The sequence below is a fragment of the Paenibacillus sp. GYB004 genome, from assembly GCF_036577605.1.
Taxonomy (GTDB): Bacteria; Bacillota; Bacilli; order Paenibacillales; family NBRC-103111; genus Paenibacillus_AB; species Paenibacillus_AB oceani.
The window spans coordinates 100,957-120,376 of the sequence record NZ_JARBDB010000059.1 but is presented as its reverse complement, the minus strand read 5'-3'; the positions used below and the strand labels follow the sequence as shown (position 1 = coordinate 120,376).

14 protein-coding genes are annotated in these 19,420 nt (G+C 58.2%); 5 read left to right on the top strand and 9 right to left on the bottom strand.

The genetic code is table 11. The features are described 5' to 3' along the window. Nucleotides 1-127: 127 nt before the first annotated feature. Both PV433_RS25700 and PV433_RS25695 read right to left on the bottom strand, forming a co-directional pair. Nucleotides 128-928 carry a lipid II flippase Amj family protein gene (locus tag PV433_RS25700; protein ID WP_332074885.1) on the bottom strand — a complete coding sequence of 267 codons (801 nt, stop codon included), beginning with the start codon at nucleotides 926-928 and terminating at the stop codon, nucleotides 128-130. A gap of 289 nt (nucleotides 929-1,217) precedes the next feature. Beyond that, entirely contained in the window at nucleotides 1,218-2,243 is a 1,026-nt protein-coding gene (locus tag PV433_RS25695) for a formylglycine-generating enzyme family protein (RefSeq protein WP_332074884.1), read from the bottom strand. A gap of 221 nt (nucleotides 2,244-2,464) precedes the next feature. On the opposite strand from PV433_RS25695, the gene PV433_RS25690 reads away from it, so the two are divergent. The 4 genes from PV433_RS25690 to PV433_RS25675 all read left to right on the top strand — a co-directional run bounded on the left by PV433_RS25690 (nucleotide 2,465) and on the right by PV433_RS25675 (nucleotide 6,308). Further along, nucleotides 2,465-4,534 carry a bifunctional metallophosphatase/5'-nucleotidase gene (locus PV433_RS25690; RefSeq protein WP_332074883.1) on the top strand — a complete coding sequence of 690 codons (2,070 nt, stop codon included), beginning with the start codon at nucleotides 2,465-2,467 and terminating at the stop codon, nucleotides 4,532-4,534. A gap of 320 nt (nucleotides 4,535-4,854) precedes the next feature. Beyond that, nucleotides 4,855-5,085 (top strand): hypothetical protein, encoded by a 231-nt coding sequence (locus tag PV433_RS25685; RefSeq protein ID WP_332074882.1) that lies wholly within the window; start codon nucleotides 4,855-4,857, stop codon nucleotides 5,083-5,085. Between the two features lie 406 nt (nucleotides 5,086-5,491). After that, the gene (locus PV433_RS25680) at nucleotides 5,492-5,854 is read left to right on the top strand and encodes a hypothetical protein (protein WP_190931608.1); all 363 of its coding nucleotides are present in this window, start codon (nucleotides 5,492-5,494) and stop codon (nucleotides 5,852-5,854) included. Next, on the top strand, nucleotides 5,841-6,308 hold the full coding sequence (locus PV433_RS25675) for a type II toxin-antitoxin system VapC family toxin (protein ID WP_332074881.1): 468 nt from the start codon (nucleotides 5,841-5,843) through the stop codon (nucleotides 6,306-6,308). Before PV433_RS25680 ends, PV433_RS25675 begins: the two co-directional genes overlap by 14 nt. A gap of 163 nt (nucleotides 6,309-6,471) precedes the next feature. Here the strand turns inward: PV433_RS25675 and PV433_RS25670 are convergent, their stop codons facing one another. After that, a complete protein-coding gene (locus PV433_RS25670; protein WP_332074880.1) occupies nucleotides 6,472-7,659 on the bottom strand; it encodes a hypothetical protein in 1,188 nt (395 codons plus the stop codon). 466 nt (nucleotides 7,660-8,125) lie between these two features. Between PV433_RS25670 and spoVB the strand changes: the two genes are divergently transcribed. After that, nucleotides 8,126-9,688, top strand: a complete 1,563-nt coding sequence (spoVB, locus tag PV433_RS25665; RefSeq protein ID WP_332074879.1) for a stage V sporulation protein B — start codon at nucleotides 8,126-8,128, stop codon at nucleotides 9,686-9,688. A 63-nt stretch (nucleotides 9,689-9,751) separates the two neighbouring features. Here the strand turns inward: spoVB and PV433_RS25660 are convergent, their stop codons facing one another. The 6 genes from PV433_RS25660 to PV433_RS25635 form a co-directional block, all read right to left on the bottom strand. Continuing rightward, nucleotides 9,752-10,960: an aspartate aminotransferase family protein gene (locus tag PV433_RS25660; protein WP_332074878.1), complete on the bottom strand. Its 1,209-nt coding sequence runs from the start codon at nucleotides 10,958-10,960 to the stop codon at nucleotides 9,752-9,754. A gap of 1,214 nt (nucleotides 10,961-12,174) precedes the next feature. Then, nucleotides 12,175-13,614, bottom strand: coding sequence for a cobyrinate a,c-diamide synthase (locus tag PV433_RS25655; protein ID WP_332074877.1), 1,440 nt, complete (start codon nucleotides 13,612-13,614; stop codon nucleotides 12,175-12,177). A 206-nt stretch (nucleotides 13,615-13,820) separates the two neighbouring features. Beyond that, nucleotides 13,821-15,224: an NAD-dependent malic enzyme gene (locus tag PV433_RS25650; protein WP_332074876.1), complete on the bottom strand. Its 1,404-nt coding sequence runs from the start codon at nucleotides 15,222-15,224 to the stop codon at nucleotides 13,821-13,823. Nucleotides 15,225-15,310: 86 nt separating this feature from the next. Beyond that, nucleotides 15,311-16,633 carry a uracil/xanthine transporter gene (locus PV433_RS25645; protein WP_332074875.1) on the bottom strand — a complete coding sequence of 441 codons (1,323 nt, stop codon included), beginning with the start codon at nucleotides 16,631-16,633 and terminating at the stop codon, nucleotides 15,311-15,313. 48 nt (nucleotides 16,634-16,681) lie between these two features. Then, the gene (locus PV433_RS25640) at nucleotides 16,682-17,710 is read right to left on the bottom strand and encodes a type II asparaginase (protein WP_332074874.1); all 1,029 of its coding nucleotides are present in this window, start codon (nucleotides 17,708-17,710) and stop codon (nucleotides 16,682-16,684) included. Beyond that, entirely contained in the window at nucleotides 17,685-19,397 is a 1,713-nt protein-coding gene (locus tag PV433_RS25635; RefSeq protein WP_332074926.1) for an adenine deaminase, read from the bottom strand. Before PV433_RS25635 ends, PV433_RS25640 begins: the two co-directional genes overlap by 26 nt. Nucleotides 19,398-19,420 lie beyond the last annotated feature (23 nt).

Genomic DNA, 19,420 nt, shown 5'->3' with positions numbered 1-19,420 from the left:
TTAACTGGCTATCAAGCCGAATTTACAGCGAAAAGACCGTTCCGAGCCTTCTTCGCAGGCTTAAACGGTCTTTGGTCTTTTGGCATCCATGATCTTCGGAGGACAAAATACTCCGCGCCTCCCCCATTTACACCAGCAGCCACCTCGCAAGCGCGCCGACCCACCAGGCGGCGGGCCAAAATATCGCCTGCGCCAGCATCGTGCCGCATAGCCGCGAGAACATCATCAGGCCGAACATCCGGCCGAGCTTCGGTTTTTCTTTCGGATCGGTCAGCGCCCGGTCGGTATGGATGGCGACCTGGGGATCGATAAACAGGGTCAGCAGAATCGTAGCCATTCCGTTGATCAGCCCCGACGATTGCGAGATTGCGACAAGATGGTCCGGGTCCATATAGGAAGCATACAGCGTGGACAACACGCCGATCGTATAGATCGCGGTAACCGCCATATTCAGCAGCAGAAACCGCTTCGGGATGCCATACAGCCTCAGGCTGCGCAGCATCGACCAGGTCGGCTTGCGAAAATGAGTTCGGGCCGACCGGAGCCTGTCCACCGTGACGCTGCTTACCAGCTTCGGAATCGAGCCGGCCGCCTCCAGATGAACGACGGCCCGCGAAAATAGCCGCACGAACGACGGAAACAACGTAATCGCAATCAGCGTACCCAGCGTGGACGCGGCGATAATCAGCCGCAGCACCGTCTCCAGATCGAAGCCCGGGTCCTTTAACGCCTGATCGACCATCTTCCCGGTCAGCGGCGCTTGCGCCAGATTGGCGGTTCGGGCTACAAGCACGATCACTCCCGTAAGCGACAACGCGACAGCAAGCTTGCCCATCCGCACCCCGGCGAACCGGACGGCGTACGACAGCGTCTCCGCCGCATGAATCAGCACCGTCAGCAAACAAACGATCAGCAGACTCGTCATCATAACCGCATCCCGCCCCCGGCTATAGGTCCCGCCGCCGCAAGTCCGGCTGCCGGCTGCGGTCGTGTGCCGTTTTTCCCGTTCATAAACTTGGACATCTTACATCCGCTCCCCAGCGTTCAGACTTCTCCGCTTCGCTCAGATGTCACCGTGCACAAGTAAACCCCGCCTGCGAGAACGCCGCAACCGGCCGAATGTCCGCCCTGCGTCCTGTCACTTTCCGGCATTCTCCGGCATTCTTCGGCTATTATTCGGCTATTCTCCGGCAATCACGTCATGCCCCTCTTTCCCCTTACCGCTTCACATCCGCCGCACACCGGAAGCCGATATTTCCCGACGAGCTGTCGGGCGTATTTGCATTACGCGCCGCTACGCGGTACCGGTTGCAATATGATTTGTGGCACAAATACGACCCGCCCCGCATACTGCGCCGGTCGCCTTTAGCCGGCCCTTGCGGATTGTCCGCGGGACCTTCCTTGTAGTAGCTCGGGCTGAACCAGTCGGACACCCACTCCCAGACGTTGCCCGACACGTTGTACAAGCCGTAGCCGTTCGGCTCGAAAGACTTGGCTGGAGCCGTTCCGACATAGCCGTCTCTGACCGTATTTTTCTCCGGGAACGTCCCCTGCCAGATGTTGCACATATGCTTTCCGTCCGGCGTAAGCTCGTTGCCCCACGGGTAGGTGTTCCGGTCCAGGCCGCCGCGTGCGGCGTACTCCCACTCCGCTTCGGTGGGCAGCCGCTTGCCGGCCCAGCTGCTGTAGGCGGCGGCATCGTTCCACGTGACATGGATGACCGGGTGATCCATCCGGTCCGAGATCGCCGAGCCCGGCCCTTCCGGCTGGAACCAATAAGCGCCCTTCACCGCGAACCACCACGGCGTTCCCTGAACCCGTCCCATCAAATGCGGAGCAAGCCGCGGCGTCACAAACATCTCGAACACATACGACCAGCCGAACTTCTCCGCTTCCGTTCGGTATCCCGTAGCCTCGGCAAACTCCGCAAACTGCCGGTTCGTCACCGTGCAGGCATCTATATAAAACGGGTCCAGACTCACTTCCCGAACCGGCCCTTCCCCGTCCGCCGGGAAGCCGTCCTTGCCTGTATTGCCCATCCAGAACGCGCCTCCGGGAAGCAAAATCATCCCTTCCCGCGCCTTGTCCGGGCCAGCGGCATGCAGGTTTTCGGACGTTTGCGCTCCGCTGCCGGCCTCGGCTTCAACAGTTGACGAAACATTTGCCGTCTCTTCGGCATGTGCCGAAGGTGTCATTGCCGCCCGGCTTGTCGAACCGCAGCAGCTTCGTGGTTGTTCGGTCAATGGGATCCCCTCATTTCGCAAAGATGTCTATTCGCTCATTGTATATTACCGGCTGCAAAGCTTCAATGTTTCCGGACTGCTGGTAAAACCATCCGAATTCCGATTGCCCTCCGTCCCGGGGTTATCCAAATCTTAACATGACGTTAACACCCGCCTAACACAGTTATGGGACGATCGGTTTATCTTCTGATCACTACTTACAAGGAGCTGCTGTTACAGACATGAAGAAAAAACTCGCAAGCTGTATGACCGGATTCGTACTGGCCGCCACTCTGGGAGCAACCCTATACGCTGCGCCAGCGCCCGCAGTCGGGTTCGAAGATATTCAGGCTTCCCCGCACCGGCAAGCGATCCTTGCCCTGCAGGAGAAGGGTGTCGTGGAACGCAGCGACAGCTTCCATCCGAAGCGGCTTCTGACCAAGGCGGAGGCGGCGGCGATGCTCGTACGCGCCTTAAAGCTGCCGCAAATTCATTCCCTGCCGGCCGAGGACCCGACCCTCAAAAAATCGTTCCGTTACGAAGATCCGCTCGGCGTGATTGACGATTCGTTCACGATGCCTTCGGCGCCCGATATTCATAGTCATTGGGGCTCGGCCTATATCGAGGGCGCTCTGAAAGTGCGCGCTGACGAATCCGACGGCGGGATGTACATGCCCGATCAAGCCATCTCCAAGTCCAAATGGATCGGGATGATCGTCCGCACCGTATATGGAGCCGAACAGCAAGTGAATATGGCGGATAAAGCCGTAGAGTTGGGAATCGCAACGAAGGAAGACGCGGCAAGCGCGGACTTGATCTCGCGGGAAGAAGCCGCAGCCATACTGGCCAAGCTGGTCGCTAATCCGGATTTCAAGGTTATTACCGTATTCGCCACCTCGGACATCCATTCCCATCTCGAGCCTTACAAGCCGAAGGACGCGAAGCGCGAAATCGGCGGACTGGCGCATATGAGCAAAATCATTAACGATACGCGCGCGATCCAGCCGAACACGCTTCTCGTAGACGGCGGCGACGCCCCGTACAATACGAACATCGGCAATCTGTTCGAGGGCAGATCTACGATCGACGTCATGAATGCGATGAAATACGATGCGATGGTGCTCGGCAATCACGACTTCGACTTTCCGTTTCATGTTCTGGAGAGCAACGCGAAGCGCGCCGACTTTCCGTTCTTATCGGCCAATACGCTGTACAAAGGGGCAAATCCCGAATTTTTGCAGTCTTATGTGATCAAAGAGCTCGACGGCATCAAGATCGGAATCGTCGGTATTACCGACGACGAAAGCCACTACTATACGCACCCGAAAAACGTCGAAGGCGTCAGCTTTCAAAATGAATTCGAAGCGGCCGGGCAAGCGGTAGACACCGTTAAAGACCGCGCGGACGTCGTCATTGCGCTGGCGCATATGCACGGCGACAATCCGGTTTTGCCGACCAAGGTTAGCGGCATCGACGTAGAGATCGGCGGGGGACAAGACGTGGTCGAATTTCCGCAGATTATCGGCGATACGTGGCTGATCTCTCCAGGCAAACATGCCGAGGTACTGAATCAGATCAACCTGAACATGATGAACGGCAACATGCTCGGCTTGAACTTCGCTCATATTTTCTTGACGGAAAATTTGGAGGGGGATGCGGCGGTTGCCTCGATTATTGAAGAATACCGCGGGCAATTGGATGGCAAGATGCAGGAAGTCGTCGGCAAGACCCGTGTGGCGCTGGACGGCGAACGGCAGACGGTACGCCTGAAGGAATCGAATCTGGGCAATGCGGTCGCCGACAGCCTGCGCGAGATGACGGGAGCGGACATCGCCTTGCAGAACGGCGGCGGCATCCGCGCGAGTATCAATGAAGGCGACATTACGCTGGAGAACGTGTACGCGGCTCTGCCGTTCGACAATACCGTCGTCATGGTCGAAGCCAGCGGCCAGACGGTGTGGGACGCGCTGGAGCACGGCGTGTCGTGGTACCCAAGCGCAGCCGGCGGATTTTTGCAAGTATCCGGCTTGAGCTATACGATCGACGCCTCGAAGGAAGCCGGCTCGCGCCTCATCGAAGTGACGGTCGACGGCAAGCCCATCGACCGGACGAAAATGTACAAAGTCGTAGCCAACGACTTCCTGACCGGAGGCGGGGACAAGTTCACGATGCTGAAGGACGAGACGAAACTGCTGTCGAAGACGAAAAGCTACTTGCGGGACGCTTTCTACGAATATTTACAAAAACACCCGACCGTTTCTCCGCAGTTGGAAGGACGTATCACCGTCTTGAATGCCGCTGCAGCGGAGTAACTGGATCACCGGCTGAACCGGCGGCCTAACCGCCATTTCCGTCAGCCTTCCACAAGGAAGCACCGGTATCGCCCCCACGTGGGCCATATGCCGGTGTTTCTTTTACCCGCGAATGTCCATCCGCCATCCGGCGCAGTGCCCCGCTGCGACGCATAGATCGGATAGCCTCCCTGCGAACACCGGACGAAATGCCGGCAATGAACAGCAGAATCCCTTACTCTTCCTATAGGTCGAATAATAGACTCTCCTGCCTGAATATGGTATAACGAGTATGGTCGATGGGACTATATACCACTTATGTTAAGGGGAGGATGAGATTCATGGAGAATTCTATGTCAATCATAGCGTTCGGACCGATTATTATGTTTCTGCTAATCAATGTTATTTTTTTCGCAATCGTAGCCGCAATCGTCAAAAGAGCCGCCAAACCGGACAAAATCATAGCCGAATTAAAGCTGGTCAAGATGCAGCTGAGGGAATTGCAGGAGACGATTGTCAGAGATCAGGCGACTCCCCGGCAAGCGGAGGAACGGGAGACTGCCGGTCAGTAAGAAGTAAAGCGGAAACATTTTTGTCCGGCCTGCCGGGCAAGCGCAGCTTTTTGAAAATAGCGGTGTTTCAACTGTCGATTTTTTGGGTAATAGCGGATTATGCCGAATTCGAGCAGGCCAAAGATACGGGATGCCGGCAAAAAAGGGCGCCCGCTTGCTTTGCCGCGCCCAGAAAATGTCGTCTTGTCCCGAATGCTGTAGAAAGCTGCGAATCGAAGTCTGGCGGACGCCTGTCGGATTTTATATACTGGACTGGAGAGTCTCTTTCATAATCGTTACATATCCGTACCCGGTTCTCCAGTTTGTTCGTTCGTGGGATTGATTTTGAATAGAAATTTGACTCTGTATCGACATACATATCGTCGTCATTATTCGACTATTCCAAGTAAGCGGAAGGTGAAACCTCATGAGCAGCTCGAAAGATTTTATGCACAATCAGCTAAAAAAATGGAAGGATGCCGCCAATCAGTTCATCGGACACGATCAGGACGGCACCCGGGAAATGCCCGATGATGCGAGCACAGCCGTAGAGCTTCAGCCCGAATACTACGAAAAGTGCCGGCAGCTCGCCGAAGCCCAGAATACGTCCGTTAGCGCCGTCGTTCATTACTTGCTGAAGCAGCAACTGCTGCTTCGAGGACAGGAGCGGATCGCCAAGGTGAATTCGCTGCAGATCGAAAACAATCCGCTGCTCGCCTTGGACGGACTGACCGGCCGCAGACAAAGCCGGGACGCGGAAACGGAGGTGGAGATCGATGAATTCGCATGATCAATCGTCCCCGGCCTATTCCGTCTTTCTCGATCAGTCCGCCTGGATGGCATTTATGAACCCGGAGGACCCTTATTATCTGAAGGCCCGTTCGCTGTTCTACGAACTTCACGACTTGGACCGGCCGCTGTCCACGACCAACTACGTCGTCTTCGAGACGCATCAGTGGCTGCGCAACCATTTCGACTTTTCGGATGCGCAAATGTTTCTGAACACGGTGGACAAAGCCGAACAGATGGGCATCCTTACGATCATCCCCGGAGGCCCCGAGCTGGAGCGGGAAGCGAGGCGGCTGCTGACGGAGTATCAGGATTGCCGGTTCTCGCTGAACGAGGCGCTCACTGCAGTCGTGCTGCTGCACTACCGGATTCGGCGGATCTTCACCTTTAACCCGAACTATTCGTTCCTGTCCCGGCTGGACCGCGAGATTAAAGTTTTGCCGAGTGTCTGGTAAATAGGAGCTGCAACAAACAGGGCTGTCCCGGATCGTGTGCACGCGGCACGGAAAACGCCCATCTCAAGAGTTAGGACCCCAATCTCCACTGCGACGTGGAAACTGAGGTCCTTTTCGCCGATCGGGCCGACGTCCCCTATCGGACCACTTCTGAGCTGCGCGCTTACCTGGCCGTGAACACCTGCGGCATTTCACCGATGAAGAAACGCCCGGCCACCTCATACGTATCCCCCGGCTTCACCGGATGATTGTGGTACACATGCGGATACAGCTTCTGCATCGTTTGGTCCCGGTGCTGCAGCCAGACGATCGGGCCGGCCGCTCTTCTACCCGCCTCCCCGTAGCGGAACGTTTTGGCGATATCGTCCACATTCATCGCCACCATAACGCCGGATTCTCCGTTTCCGCCTCCGGAAGTATGAATGAAGGCATATCCGGACGCGCGGTCGTCCTCGATCAGATTCGTTACGCTGCCGTCGGTTGCCATGGCGTCGTACACGTTCCCGTAACTGGTAACGAGCTTGCCGGCAAAAGAGCTCAGTGCGGGAAACATCATGCCGTAGCCGGCCGTGACCGTCGCGTTTTGCAGCCACGTGATTTTGGCTTGGATCGACACCCCGCCCTTGTCAGCGGTGAACAAGCTTTCGATATCAGCGACCGGATGTACCGGATCGTCCGGGAAAATCGCCTTCAGCCGCTGCTCGATCTTAACCGCCCCGACTGCCTGCAGCGGCTTGCCCGGCGTCCAATCGGTTATTTCCGTACCATCGAAAGAAATGCGCTGCGATTCGGCGAACGCCGTACCGACGCCGCTGTGCTCCGGTATCCATTCGGCCTTGCGCGCCGCACCCTCCGGCAAGACGTTGAAGGCAAATTCCTTGTTGCTCCAAGGCTGCAGCGTGTCGAACAGCTTCACGATGCTTCCCTGTTCAAGCACGGATACGGCGCCGTTTTGCAGCTTGATAAAATCGTCTTTGTCGTCCTTCAGAAACGAGTAATGGGCGTAACGTCCCCCGTTAAACGGGATCAGCACCTCGATCCTGCGGTCCCCGGCCACTCTCGCGTACAGCGGACCTGCTGTCTCGTTATGCTCCTGCAGCGATTGGACGAAATCGTACCGCTCCGTGTCGGACGGCGTTATAGAACCTAGGGCGGACTTGCCGGTTATCGGTGATGCGGTATCCGTTCCGTCCGGCTTGCTTTCTCCTTCTCCGGTGTCGAAGCCTTCGTTCACGGCGAAACCGGGCGGCGGCGCATCGGCTTTCTGAATCGCGGCCAATCCCCGTACCGTCAGCACATAAGCCAGACATAGGGCGATTCCGGCTGCAGCGAGCCGAAACAAGTTCGACATCTCTTTCCCTCCCATCGATGAATCGGCGCAACGGCATGACATCCGGGTCCGTACAGAAACACCGCAGCCCGCTGGTCTTGCCGGCTTGCCGTACATAGCTTCCCTTTAGCCAGTAAGCGCTTCCCATTTGCGGTGTAGCCGCACTCCCGTTTTCCGGCCCTATCCTGTGTCTTTCCTCCGTGCGGGCCATTCGGGCAATTCCGTCTTCATCATATCGTGAATAAAGCGTCCGTTCTTTAGACAATGCCTCTTCTTTTTTGCACCTGCGGGTATACAATCGTTCACGGAATTTGTAATTTTTCAAAACTACTCCGAACTACTGGCGGCGGGGATCACCACAACTTCTGCAAGCCCGCTTCCATCCGGCCTTGTTCGGATCGTCCGCCTGGTCCGAAGCTTGTTCGCATGTATTGGTCCATGCCCGAATATATATGGATAAAAACGGATTTTTCGAAAGAGGCGGCTTATGCAGAAACAATCGTTTATCCGGGGGACGTTCATTCTTTCGGGGGCGGCCCTGATTACGAGACTGCTCGGGTTTATAAGCGGCATTTATTTGGCTCGCATGCTGGGAGCGGAAGGAATCGGACTGCTGATGATGGCGCATCCGCTCGTCCCGCTGGTCATCACCTTGACCGAGCTCGGTTTGCCGGTAGCGATCTCGAAGCTGGTGGCGGAAGCGGACGTGCGGGGGGATGCGGCGAAGCAAAGACGGATATTGGCGGTATCGCTCGCCGTTACAGGGACACTCAGCATTATTTTGACCGCGCTCGCCCTGTTCGGCTCGAAGCTGATCGCCGGCATTTTTCTGACAGACCCGCGTGCGTATTACGCAATGCTCGCCATTACGCCGATCGCCCCGATCGTCGCGATCTCCGCCGTGCTGAAAGGTTATTTCCGCGGCAAGCAAAATATGAAAACGATCGCCTTCTCCGACGTAAGCGAGCATCTGGCCCATATCGCCTGCATCGTCGCACTCGTTCATCTGCTGCTGCCTTACGGCATCGAATACGCGGCCGCCGGCGCTATGGTCGGCTCCGTCGCGAGCGAAGCGGTCGGACTGATAATCCTGCTGACCAACTACCGGCTTCAGCGCGACCGGAGCCATCCCGGCGAGCCTTTCGCCGAGCATCTGCGCAAAGGCAGACGAACGCTCGCCGAGCTGCTGCACATCGGCCTGCCTACGACAGGGCTCGGCTTCATTCAATCGATTTACAGCGCCTTTCAGCCGATGCTCGTCACGAAAAGCCTTATGCTCTTCGGGCTCGGTACCGCCCTGGCGACCAAGCAGTACGGCCTGCTGATGGGTTATGTATTTCCGCTGCTTGTCTTCCCGAGCTTTATCACCCATTCGCTGTCCACCGCGCTCATACCGGCCGTCAGCGAAGCGATGGCGGAGCGCAAAGGGCTGGACGTTCACCGGCGGATGGACCAGGCGATGCGCATCGCGCTATTCGTCGGCGCTCCCGCCACCGTCATCCTGATCCTATGGGCAACTCCGCTGACAACTTTGATCTACAACGCGCCGGAAGCGGGGCCGCTGCTCAGGCTTATTGCGCCGATTTTCTTTCTGCACTATTTCGAGGCGCCGCTCCACGCCGTCCTGCTTGGCCTCGGTAGAGCCTCTACGGCGATGTGGAACTTCATCGCCACGACGATTATGAAGGCGGCCGCGATTTATTTTCTCGGTATGAATTACGGCATTACCGGGGTGGTGCTGGGACTTAATTTCGGCATCTGTTTCATTACGATGCTCAACTTCTTCTCCATCTCGAGCATTATCGGCTTTTATTTCGACCTGCGCCGCATGGTGAAGGTGGCGATCAGCATGGCCGTCATGGCAATCGCCGGGCAGTCGGCCTATTCGTTCCTGCAGCATGAAGGCCTCCTGCCGGTGTGGAGTCTGATTGGCTCCATTATCCTGTCGCTGGCCGTGTTCGGCCTGGCGCTGCTGCTGACGGGAGCAGCCGGAAGGAAAGAACCGTTCCGCTTTGGCGGCATGCGGGGCGCGATCTCGTGGAGAAAATAAGCGCGGCCGGAGGCCGCCGTCCGATGCAGGCTGCCGCGTCACGCGCCGCACAACCACTTGCGCTCACCCGATCGCGTCCATAGCTTTGGACAGCAGCCCGATCATCTCGTCGATCTCAGCCTCCGTAACGATGAGCGGGGGCATCAGCCGGATCGTGGAAGGATTCGGCGAGTTGATCAGCAGTCCGCTCTCCCGGCACGTCTCCACCAGCGAAGCGCCGTCGCCCCGCTCAAGCTCGAACGCTTGCAGCAGTCCTTGGCCCCGGACTTGCCGGATCGGATACTGCCGCGCCAGCTCGTGCAGCCGCCCGGTCATATAAGCGCCCATGCACCCGGCATGTTCGGGCAGTCGCCGGCGAACGACCTCTTCGACAACCGCTAGCCCGACGGCCATCGCCAGCGGTTGGCCGGAGTAGGTTCCTCCCTGATCCCCGGGCTCGAACAGATCGAACGAACTCGCCGCCAGCAGCGCCGATAGCGGAAAGCCCCCGCCGATCCCTTTGCCGAGCGTCATCACATCCGGCTTGATGCCGTAATGCTCGCAGGCGAACAGCTTGCCGGTCCGGCCGATTCCGGTCTGGATCTCGTCAAAAATAAGCATAATCCCGCGTTCGTCGCATAACTCCCGCAGCTTGGCCACATAATCCGCTTCCGCCGAATGCACCCCGCCCTCGCCCTGCACGAGCTCCAGCATGATCGCGCATGTATTCCGGTCGACGGCTGCGAGCAGCGCATCGAAATCGTTTAGCGGCACATGCTTGAAGCCGGGCACCTTCGGAGCGAAAAGCGGCTGCCAATGCGTCTTTCCCGTCGCCGACATCGTAGCCAGCGTGCGCCCGTGGAAGCTGTTCGTCGTCGCGATGATCTCGTAAGCGCCGTCCAGACGGACCGCTCCATGCTTTCGGGCCAGCTTGATCGCTCCCTCATTCGCCTCCGCCCCGCTGCTCGCGAAAAACGCTTTATCCAGCCCCGACAGCCCGGTCAGTTGCTTGGCAAACTGAATCATCGGCTTATTGAAGTAAGCCGGACTTGCATTCACGAGCGTGGAGGCTTGCCGCGTCAAAGCTTCCCGGAGCACGGCCGGCGAGTGTCCGAGGCACGTAACCGCCCATCCCCCGACAAAGTCCAAATACCGGTTGCCGTCCGTATCCCACAAATACATCCCTTCCCCGCGCTCCATAACGAGCTCCGGCCGCTTCGCCGTAAACAATACCGACTGCCCGGCATCAGCAAGCAACTGCTGCGTGATCGGGGACTTCTCGTTTTCTTGCATCCTTTTCCACCTCCCAAGATAATGTGTAATTATACATATTAATGTATAATTATTCAATCCAAAATTCTCTCACCCCCTTATCCCGATTCGTTCCGGCTCTAGCGGTTGTCTCTGCTCCAGGTGTAATCAAGATCCAGTGTTCAAGCGCCGACCGTGCATCCCAGCTCCAGTAGTCCATCGGCTGACTCGAACTCTAGCGGAAGACTTATTTCCGTTATACGGCGATCTCAGCCTTCCAAGGGAGCGAACCGGAACTTTTACTTCCTTTATTTCGCTGATTCCGCATCGATTCCGCACTGTTTCCTGCAATAAAGGAAGCCAAACTTCCGCTATCCGCCAAATGAACGACGGATTATCGGGATAAAGGAAGTTAAACTTCCGCTAGTAATGAAACTGACAAATGCCAATTCCGAATCTGCAACATAACTCCTGCCTCCAGTGTCTTTGTAAGTATAGAAAAGAAAGGGGAATAGTAATGAATCCGCTGCATTCTAAATCAGCCTTCAGTTACGCAGGCTTGGCATCAGCATTTCTCTTGCCGCCACCGTTTATTACTCGATCACATGGTTAAGCCGCGAGGAATCTCGATCGTTATCCGCGTTTCTGATCCCCTCTGTGCTGCTGGTACTAGTTGCCATACTGATTCGGAGACCGCTGCCTCTTTTTATAGCGTTCCTCCTTTCCGCCCCGCTGCTAGGCGCGTTGGAGCCCGGGCAATCATTGAATAAAATCGGCAGTTTACCCTTGCTTTACTTAGGCTCGGCTCTTCTGATGATTGCCGGTAAACGGAGGCGGAGGGGGACGGACGATTGACCGGCAGGAATATTAACCACTGGTAATACCGTTATGCCGTATAGGGCACAGCTTGCTTTTTATCACTTGGGCTCACCGCTACCGTCAACGTACACCGAGCCCCTTGCTCCGGGTAACCTCGTACGATGCACGGTTTATGCTGCTGCATCCGGGTACACACAAACGCATTTCGACGTTTGGTCGTCCCTATTTTTCTGGACACAAAAAAACAAGCCCCGCCACCAACAGGCAGCGAAGCTCGTAACGATATCCCACAATCCTTAGACTAGCTAACTCCCCATCCTTCTGCCGTCTACCGCCCAAGCCGCCTTGCCGCACCGTGCGTTTCCATCTCGCGGGACTCGCAGCTGCGGACCACCGGCGGCTTTTAAACAGTTTCTATAACGGCCGGCCATCCGCGATCACTTTTTGCCGTTTCGCATCGCTTCGCATGCTTCCAGCCACCCCAGCACCATATCCGGATTGGAGGCAAAATGCACGTGCGTATAACCTGCGACCAGACGGCCGGCCGCAAAACCTTCCGGCTTCGTGCCAAACCGCCCTTTCGCTTCGTACGCGTAGGCAATCTGCTCTGCCGCCTCGCCGCCGCGCTCGCCCGGCTCAAAGACGGAATAATGGAACTCGTGGCCCCTCGCGGTTTGGCCGCTGCCGAGCATAAAGTTCGCCTCCGTCCCGGTGATGTCCCGGTAGCCAAGCGCCGCCAGCTTCGCCTGCATCCTTACTTTGCCCGGAATAAGGCCGACCATCGGGTATTCGTTCCCCTGGCGGTCCACAATCGCTTCCGTCAAATACATAAAGCCGCCGCACTCGGCCAAAGTCGGAAGCCCGGCCTGCACCCTCTCCCGGACCGAAGCTTTCACGTCCTCCAGCCCGGCCAGCCGCTCCGCGAACTCCTCGGGGAAACCTCCCCCGATATATAACCCGTCAGCGTCGTCCGGCACTTTTTCTCCCGCAAGCGGTGAAAAAGGAACGATCTCGCCGCCGTAATGCTCGATCAGCCCGAGATTTTCCGGGTAGTAGAAATGAAACGCCGGATCTTTGGCGACCGCAATCCGGACGCGCCGGGTGCGTGTTATGGCGGTGTTTGGCTTGAACAGAACCGGTTCGCACGCGACCGGAGCGCTTTCGGCCAGCTGCAGCAGCCGGTCGAGATCGAGATGTCCGGCTATGAGCTCTCCGAGTTTCGCAAAAAACGGGTCCAGCTCCCCGCGTTCCACCGAAGGCACGAGCCCGAGATGGCGCTCCGGAATTTCGATCTGCTCTTCTCGCTTCAAATAGCCGATGACCGGAACGCCGCATTCCTGCTCGATCGCTTCCTTCACGATCCGGTAATGCCCTTCGCTGCCCGCTTTATTGGCGATGACGCCGACGATGCGCGAGCCGGGGGATAGGCATTGAAAGCCTTTGACGATGGCCGCCGCGCTGCGGGCCATGCTCTGCACGTTAATCACCAGCAGCACCGGAGCCTCGAGCAGCCCGCTGATATGGGCGGTGCTTCCTTCATCGGACAGCGGACTTTTGCCGTCGTACATCCCCATGACGCCTTCGATGACGGATATATCCGCCCCCTCGCTTGCCCGGACGAATATTTCCTTGACCGCTTCCGTCCCGACCATCCAGCTGTCGAGATTGCGCGACGGCCTGCCCGTCACCGCCGTATGGTACGTCGGATCGATATAATCCGGGCCGCACTTGAAGCCCTGCACGACCAGCCCTCTCGCCTGCAGCGCTGCCATGATGCCGATCGTCAGCGTCGTCTTGCCCGCGCCGCTCCCCGTGCCGGCGATTACGATCCGCCGCGGAGCAGCCGGCTGCTCCCTTTTTGCCATCGCTTTATTCATGCTATATCACTCCTACAGAAATCGTTACATGGCCCGACTTTTGCTTGGTCAGGTTCCGGTATGTCCGGTTTCCATTATACAGCTTGGCGGCAGGCTGCGCTGCATACGAGAAACGACCGGGCGGCGGTTATTGTCCCGCACATGCCCGGTCGCTCAAGGAAAACTTGCTTCCGCCATTCTGTTACAGTTCCAGCCACTAACAAAACCTAGCGGAAATCAGGAGGAATACGCCGGGCCGTACCGGTCAAAATCGCCGCTTCGATAATGGCGTGGCGTACTTTCGTAACGACTAGCTCGTTGAAAATACTCGGAATAATATACTGTTCGTTCAGATCGGAGTCGGTTACGACCGATGCGATGGCCCGCGCCGCGGCCAGCTTCATCGGTTCGTTGATCGCGCGCGCCCGGCAATCGAGCGCCCCCCGGAATATGCCCGGGAAGGCGAGCACGTTGTTGATCTGATTCGGATAATCGCTCCGCCCCGTCGCCAGGACGCGGACGTGCGGAAGCGCCTCCTCCGGATCGACCTCGGGCCGCGGATTGGCAAGCGCGAAAACGATCCGGTCCGGCGCCATCGTCCGGATGTCTGCAGCTGCAAGAAGCCCGCCGCGCGACACCCCGATAAAAACGTCGGCTCCCGGAAGCACATCTTTCAACCCGCCCTCCGTCGCCTCCACTTGCGGCTGGGCCGCCAGCCAGTTCCACATCGGCTGTTCATACGAACCGCCGCGTACGATCGCCCCGTCGCGGTCGACCGGCACGAGACGTTTCGCTCCGGCGGCCAGCAGCATTTTGCATACCGATACGCCCGCCGCGCCGATTCCGTTTACGACGATGCGCACCTGATCGATCCGCTTGCCCACCACCTTCAGCGCATTCAGCAGGCCTGCCAGCAGAACGACGGCCGTGCCGTGCTGATCGTCGTGGAAGACGGGAATGTCCAGTTCCTCGGCCAGTCGCGTCTCAATCTCGAAGCAGCGCGGCGACGCGATATCTTCCAGATTAATGCCTCCGAAGATCGGGCTGATCGCTTTGACCGTGCGGATAATTTCTTCCGTATCTTTCGTGTCGAGACAGATCGGAAATGCGTCCACCCCGGCCAACTGCTTGAACAGCATCGCCTTGCCCTCCATCACCGGAGCGGCGGCATGCGGTCCGATATCGCCCAGACCGAGCACGGCCGTCCCGTCGGTAACGACCGCTACCGTATTCCGCTTGATCGTTAGCGAATACGCTTTGTTCGGATGATCGTGGATGGCGGCGCATACTTTTGCCACTCCCGGTGTATAGACCTTCGACAAATCGTCGCGGTTGCGGATCGGCATCGTCGGCTGCATCGCAATTTTGCCGCCGAGATGGACCAGGAACGTCCGGTCGGACACGTTGATCAGCTTCATTCCTTCCCGCTGCCGGAGCGCCTCGACGACGTCCGCCTCCGCGGATTCGGCGACATCCACCGTAATATCCCGTACCGAGGAATCCAGACCCGGACGGATAACGTCGATCGACGTAATATCGCCGCCCGCGGTACTGATCGCTGAGGCTACGTCTCCGAACGTAACTTTGCCATGATCGAGCTCCAATCTGATAATGATGCTGGTTTGTGCCATAGTCGGCCTCCTAATATAAATGGAAAAAATCATAAGAAATGTAACGGAAACCGTCTATCCCCCGATCTCCGGCGCCAGAACGACCCTTACTCCCGCCGCTCCTCCGTCTGACGAAGCTGTCCGTATGCCGACCAATCCACCATGTTCTCCAACAAAATCGAGACGAGCACACCCATCAGCAATCCGTTGCCGACGATCGGCCGAATCGCTCCCGCAAATCCCGCGAATGCGTCCGCAGGCACATTCAGAATCGAGATACCGAGCAGAGCGGGAGCCGCGATCCGGTACACCGTTTTCGGGTTAAAGGAATACCCCTGCAAATTGCGGAACGCCGTGCCGAACAGCTGCAAATATACGACGAACAGCACGGCTCCGCCGACGCTGGCCGGCATCGCTGCAAAAAACGTTCCGAGCGCCGGAACGAAACCGAGCACGACAAACAGCGCTCCTCCGAGTACGAGGGCGGAACGGTCCAGTATTCGCGTACTTTCGAGAAAACCGATCGACGACGTATACGGCCCGTAAGGGACGAGACCGAACAAGCCCGCTACGGCGGTGTGGAGCGCCGTCAAATGAAACGAACGCTTATACGAGGCGTCCGTGCTCAAGCGGCCATACAGCTTGTCCGCCGCGCTAAGCGCTGTCACCGTATTCGTCATGTTAATAAGCCCCGCCAATAAAGCGGCGAACATCACGCCGGTTTCGATCCGGGGCGCCCCCCAAGGGAAAAGTATCATACCGGGCCCGGTACCCGCCTGTCCGGCCCCGCTCCCTTCGGCTCCGGGAAACAGCAGCCGATAGGCGGCCCATCCTGCCACCATGCCGATCAAGATCGAGTAGTTGCCAAGCAAACCGCGGCCTTTGATGCCGATCCAGCCGACGAGAATCACGATGGCCGCCGACAATGCGGCAACGGGCAGATCGATCCGTCCTCCGGCGGACACGCCGGTCATGCTTTTAAAAAATACGATAATCAACTGAGACGACAGCAGAAACAAATAAACGAACATAACGACCGGCGTAAACGCCTTTTTCAGCAACGCCCCGAAGCCGAGCGCGCCAAGCAGCGAGGTAAGCGCTCCCGCCGCGATCATGCCGGCGGACAACGCTCCGCCCAGCTCGCCCGGACTCATGCCCATCGAGGGGGCCGCCGCCGCAAGACTCAGGATCAGCCCCCACCAAAGCCCGGCCGGTCCTTCCATCAAGGCGTACCGGTGACCGAAGCAGGCTTGCAGAATGCTGGCCGCTCCGGTCACGACGAACGTCACCTTGACGAGATAAGCGATGAGCCCCGGAGAAAATCCGAGCGCCACTCCGACCGACAGAGGCACGACAACCGTATTCGCAAATAAAAAGAACATCCATTGCACGCCCGCCAGCCAAAATGAAGCGGAGGTCCACTTGTTCACGGCTCCAGCCTCCCCTCTTCCGCCGGACCGGGCCGTCCGAAGCCAGGATCAGTAGATGTCATACATCGCCTGGATCAGCCCGGGATCGGCGGTCCGGGTTAATGCAAGCATCAGAAGCACCCGCGCTTTGTGCGGATTCAAATTGTCCGGGGTTACGAACCGCCCGAGCCGATCGGCCGGCTTGGCGGTAACGACACCGCTTCCGGTACGCGAGGCGCTCACGACGACTACTCCGCGGGCGACGGCTTCCGCCAGCGCCTCGCGGGTGTCCGGGAACATCCCGCCGTTCCCCATCCCGGCGTGTACAATCCCCGCCGCTCCGGCTGCCACGGCGGCCTCGACCAGCTCGCGGGCGCCGTCGCCGTGGCCGTACAGCATATCGACCCGCGGAAGCGAACCAAGCGAGCTGACCTCAAACTCCGTCTGAATCGTATGGCGCCTGACACTGTCGTAATAATACCGGGGGACGCCGTCGACGAGCCAGCCGAGCAGACCGTAATCGCGCTGGCCGAAGGCGTCCGCCGTCGACGTATGACGCTTGGACATATCCCGTGCGGAGCCGATCGCATCGTTCAGTGTAATAAGCACGCCGCGGCCACGGGCGTCTGGATCGGCGGCAAGTGCCACCGCGTTGTATAAATTAAGCGGACCGTCGGCGCTTAACGCTGTAGCGGGCCGCATGGCGCCGGTTACGACGACCGGCTTGCTGCTTTTTACGGTCAGATGAAGGAAATAAGCCGTCTCCTCCAGCGTATCCGTTCCGTGCGTAATGACGATCCCGTCGCAGTCCTCGTCGGCAAGCTCCTCGTTCACCCGGGACGCGAGCCTAAGCCAAAGATCGCCGGTTACGGAAAAGCTGGGTATATTGGCAACCTGCGCGGAGCTGATCTCCGCGAGCCGGTTCAACTGCGGCACCGCTTCCAGCAGCTGCCCGATTCCGATAACGCCTGCTTCGTATTGGGTCGTCCGGCTTGCATCCGTCCCTTTCCCGGCGATCGTGCCGCCGACGGCAAGCACCTTTATCCGCGGCAGCCGGCCGCGGCCCGGTTGTTCATGACTGGTCAAACAGATCGACAACCTTTCCTTCCTTCGTGCGGATCAAGCCGAAGTCGGTAATTTTGAGTGCGGGACTGACCGGCAGCGACAACGTGCTCAGCGACATGATCGGGTTGTAGTGGCGGTAGCCGAGCTTCTTCATCGCTTCACGCAGCTTGGCCGTCTCGAAAGCGAGCTGCTCCAGCGTCGCTTCGGACAGGATACCGCCGACCGGCAACGGCAGGAAGGCGAGCACGACCCCGTCCTCGACGACGCAGTAACCACCTTGGCGCTCGATGACCGTATTGGCCGCGAGCTCCATGTCCACCTTGCTTCGGCCGAGGACGAGCAGATTATGGTTATCGTGGGCGTACGTAGTCGCGATCGCGCCCCGCTGGATCGCATCGCCGCCGACCAGGCCGAACGCCCGGTTGCCGCTTTTCCCGTAGCGCTCCATAATCGCAATCAGATTGTAAGGGCTGTTCTCCCACAGCAGCTCGCCGCCGGCCGTAGGAACCTGATCCATATGCTCTCTCGTAAAAGTCGAGCCGTCCCCGACCAGAATGACCCGGCACGGGATCTCGCGGCTACCCGGAGGGGCCGGTACGGTAAAGTCGGCCGGCCCGACCCGTGGCAGCTTGACGCTCGTATAAAAATCGGCCGGAAACCGCCCATCCGCCGGCTCCTCTTTATACAGTTCCTTGGCATCGTATACTTTGGAGCCGTTTTTGTATACTTCTCCGATCGTAAACCGACCCACATCGTCAAGCAAAATAAAATCGGCAATCCGGTTTGGCGCGATCCGCCCCCGGTCCCGCAAATTCATCCGTTTCGACGGAGTCATCGTAGCGGCGTATATGGCCGCCTCGGGCTTCATGCCCATGCGGATCGCCTTGCGGACAAGATGATCCAAATGTCCGTAGGCAACGAACGTATCCGGCATGACGTCGTCGGTCACAAAACAAAAATGCTCGCTTCGGTCGTTTTCGATCAAATGACGGATCAGCTCCGGCGACATCGACTTCTCCTGAATTTCGATAAACATACCGGCGCGGATACGTTCCTCGAACTCTTCCACCGTCTGCTGCGTATGATCGGAATCGATGCCCGCGAATACGAAGCGGCTCAGTTCAACGTCCACCAGCTTTGGGCAGTGCCCCTCGATCGGGAGCTGCGGATACCGGGTGCGCATATGGCGCAATATCCGGTTCGTCCGGCCTTCCGGATTGGCGGCCATATCGGCGTAATCCATCACCTCGCCCAAACAAACGACGCCGTCCATGCCCATCAGCTCGTCGATCTCCTCAACGTCGATCTTTCCCCCCGTCGTCTCGAGCAGCGTCGCGGGAACCGAGCTCGGAATGCCCCAGAACATATCCGCCGTACAGCTCCGCCCGGCTTCCATCATTTCGCGGATGCCGCGGATGCCGAATACGTTGGCCATCTCGTGCGGATCGGCTACGATGCTTGTTACTCCGCAGCGGATAATCCCGTGGGAGAACGTCCGGGGAGTCACCATCGTGCTTTCGATATGCAGGTGAATGTCGATCAAGCCCGGGATCATCGCACGGCCCCGGCCGTCCAGCACGGCAGCCGCCGCGATCGTCTCCGGTCCTTTGTCGCCGATATACAGAAATTTGCCGTCCGCGACGGCTACGTTGGCCTTACGGAACGTTTTGAGCGCGCTGTTGTACACTTGGACGTCTACGATAAGCAGATCGGCTTTCATCGTTTTCTCCATTTCCATGACGG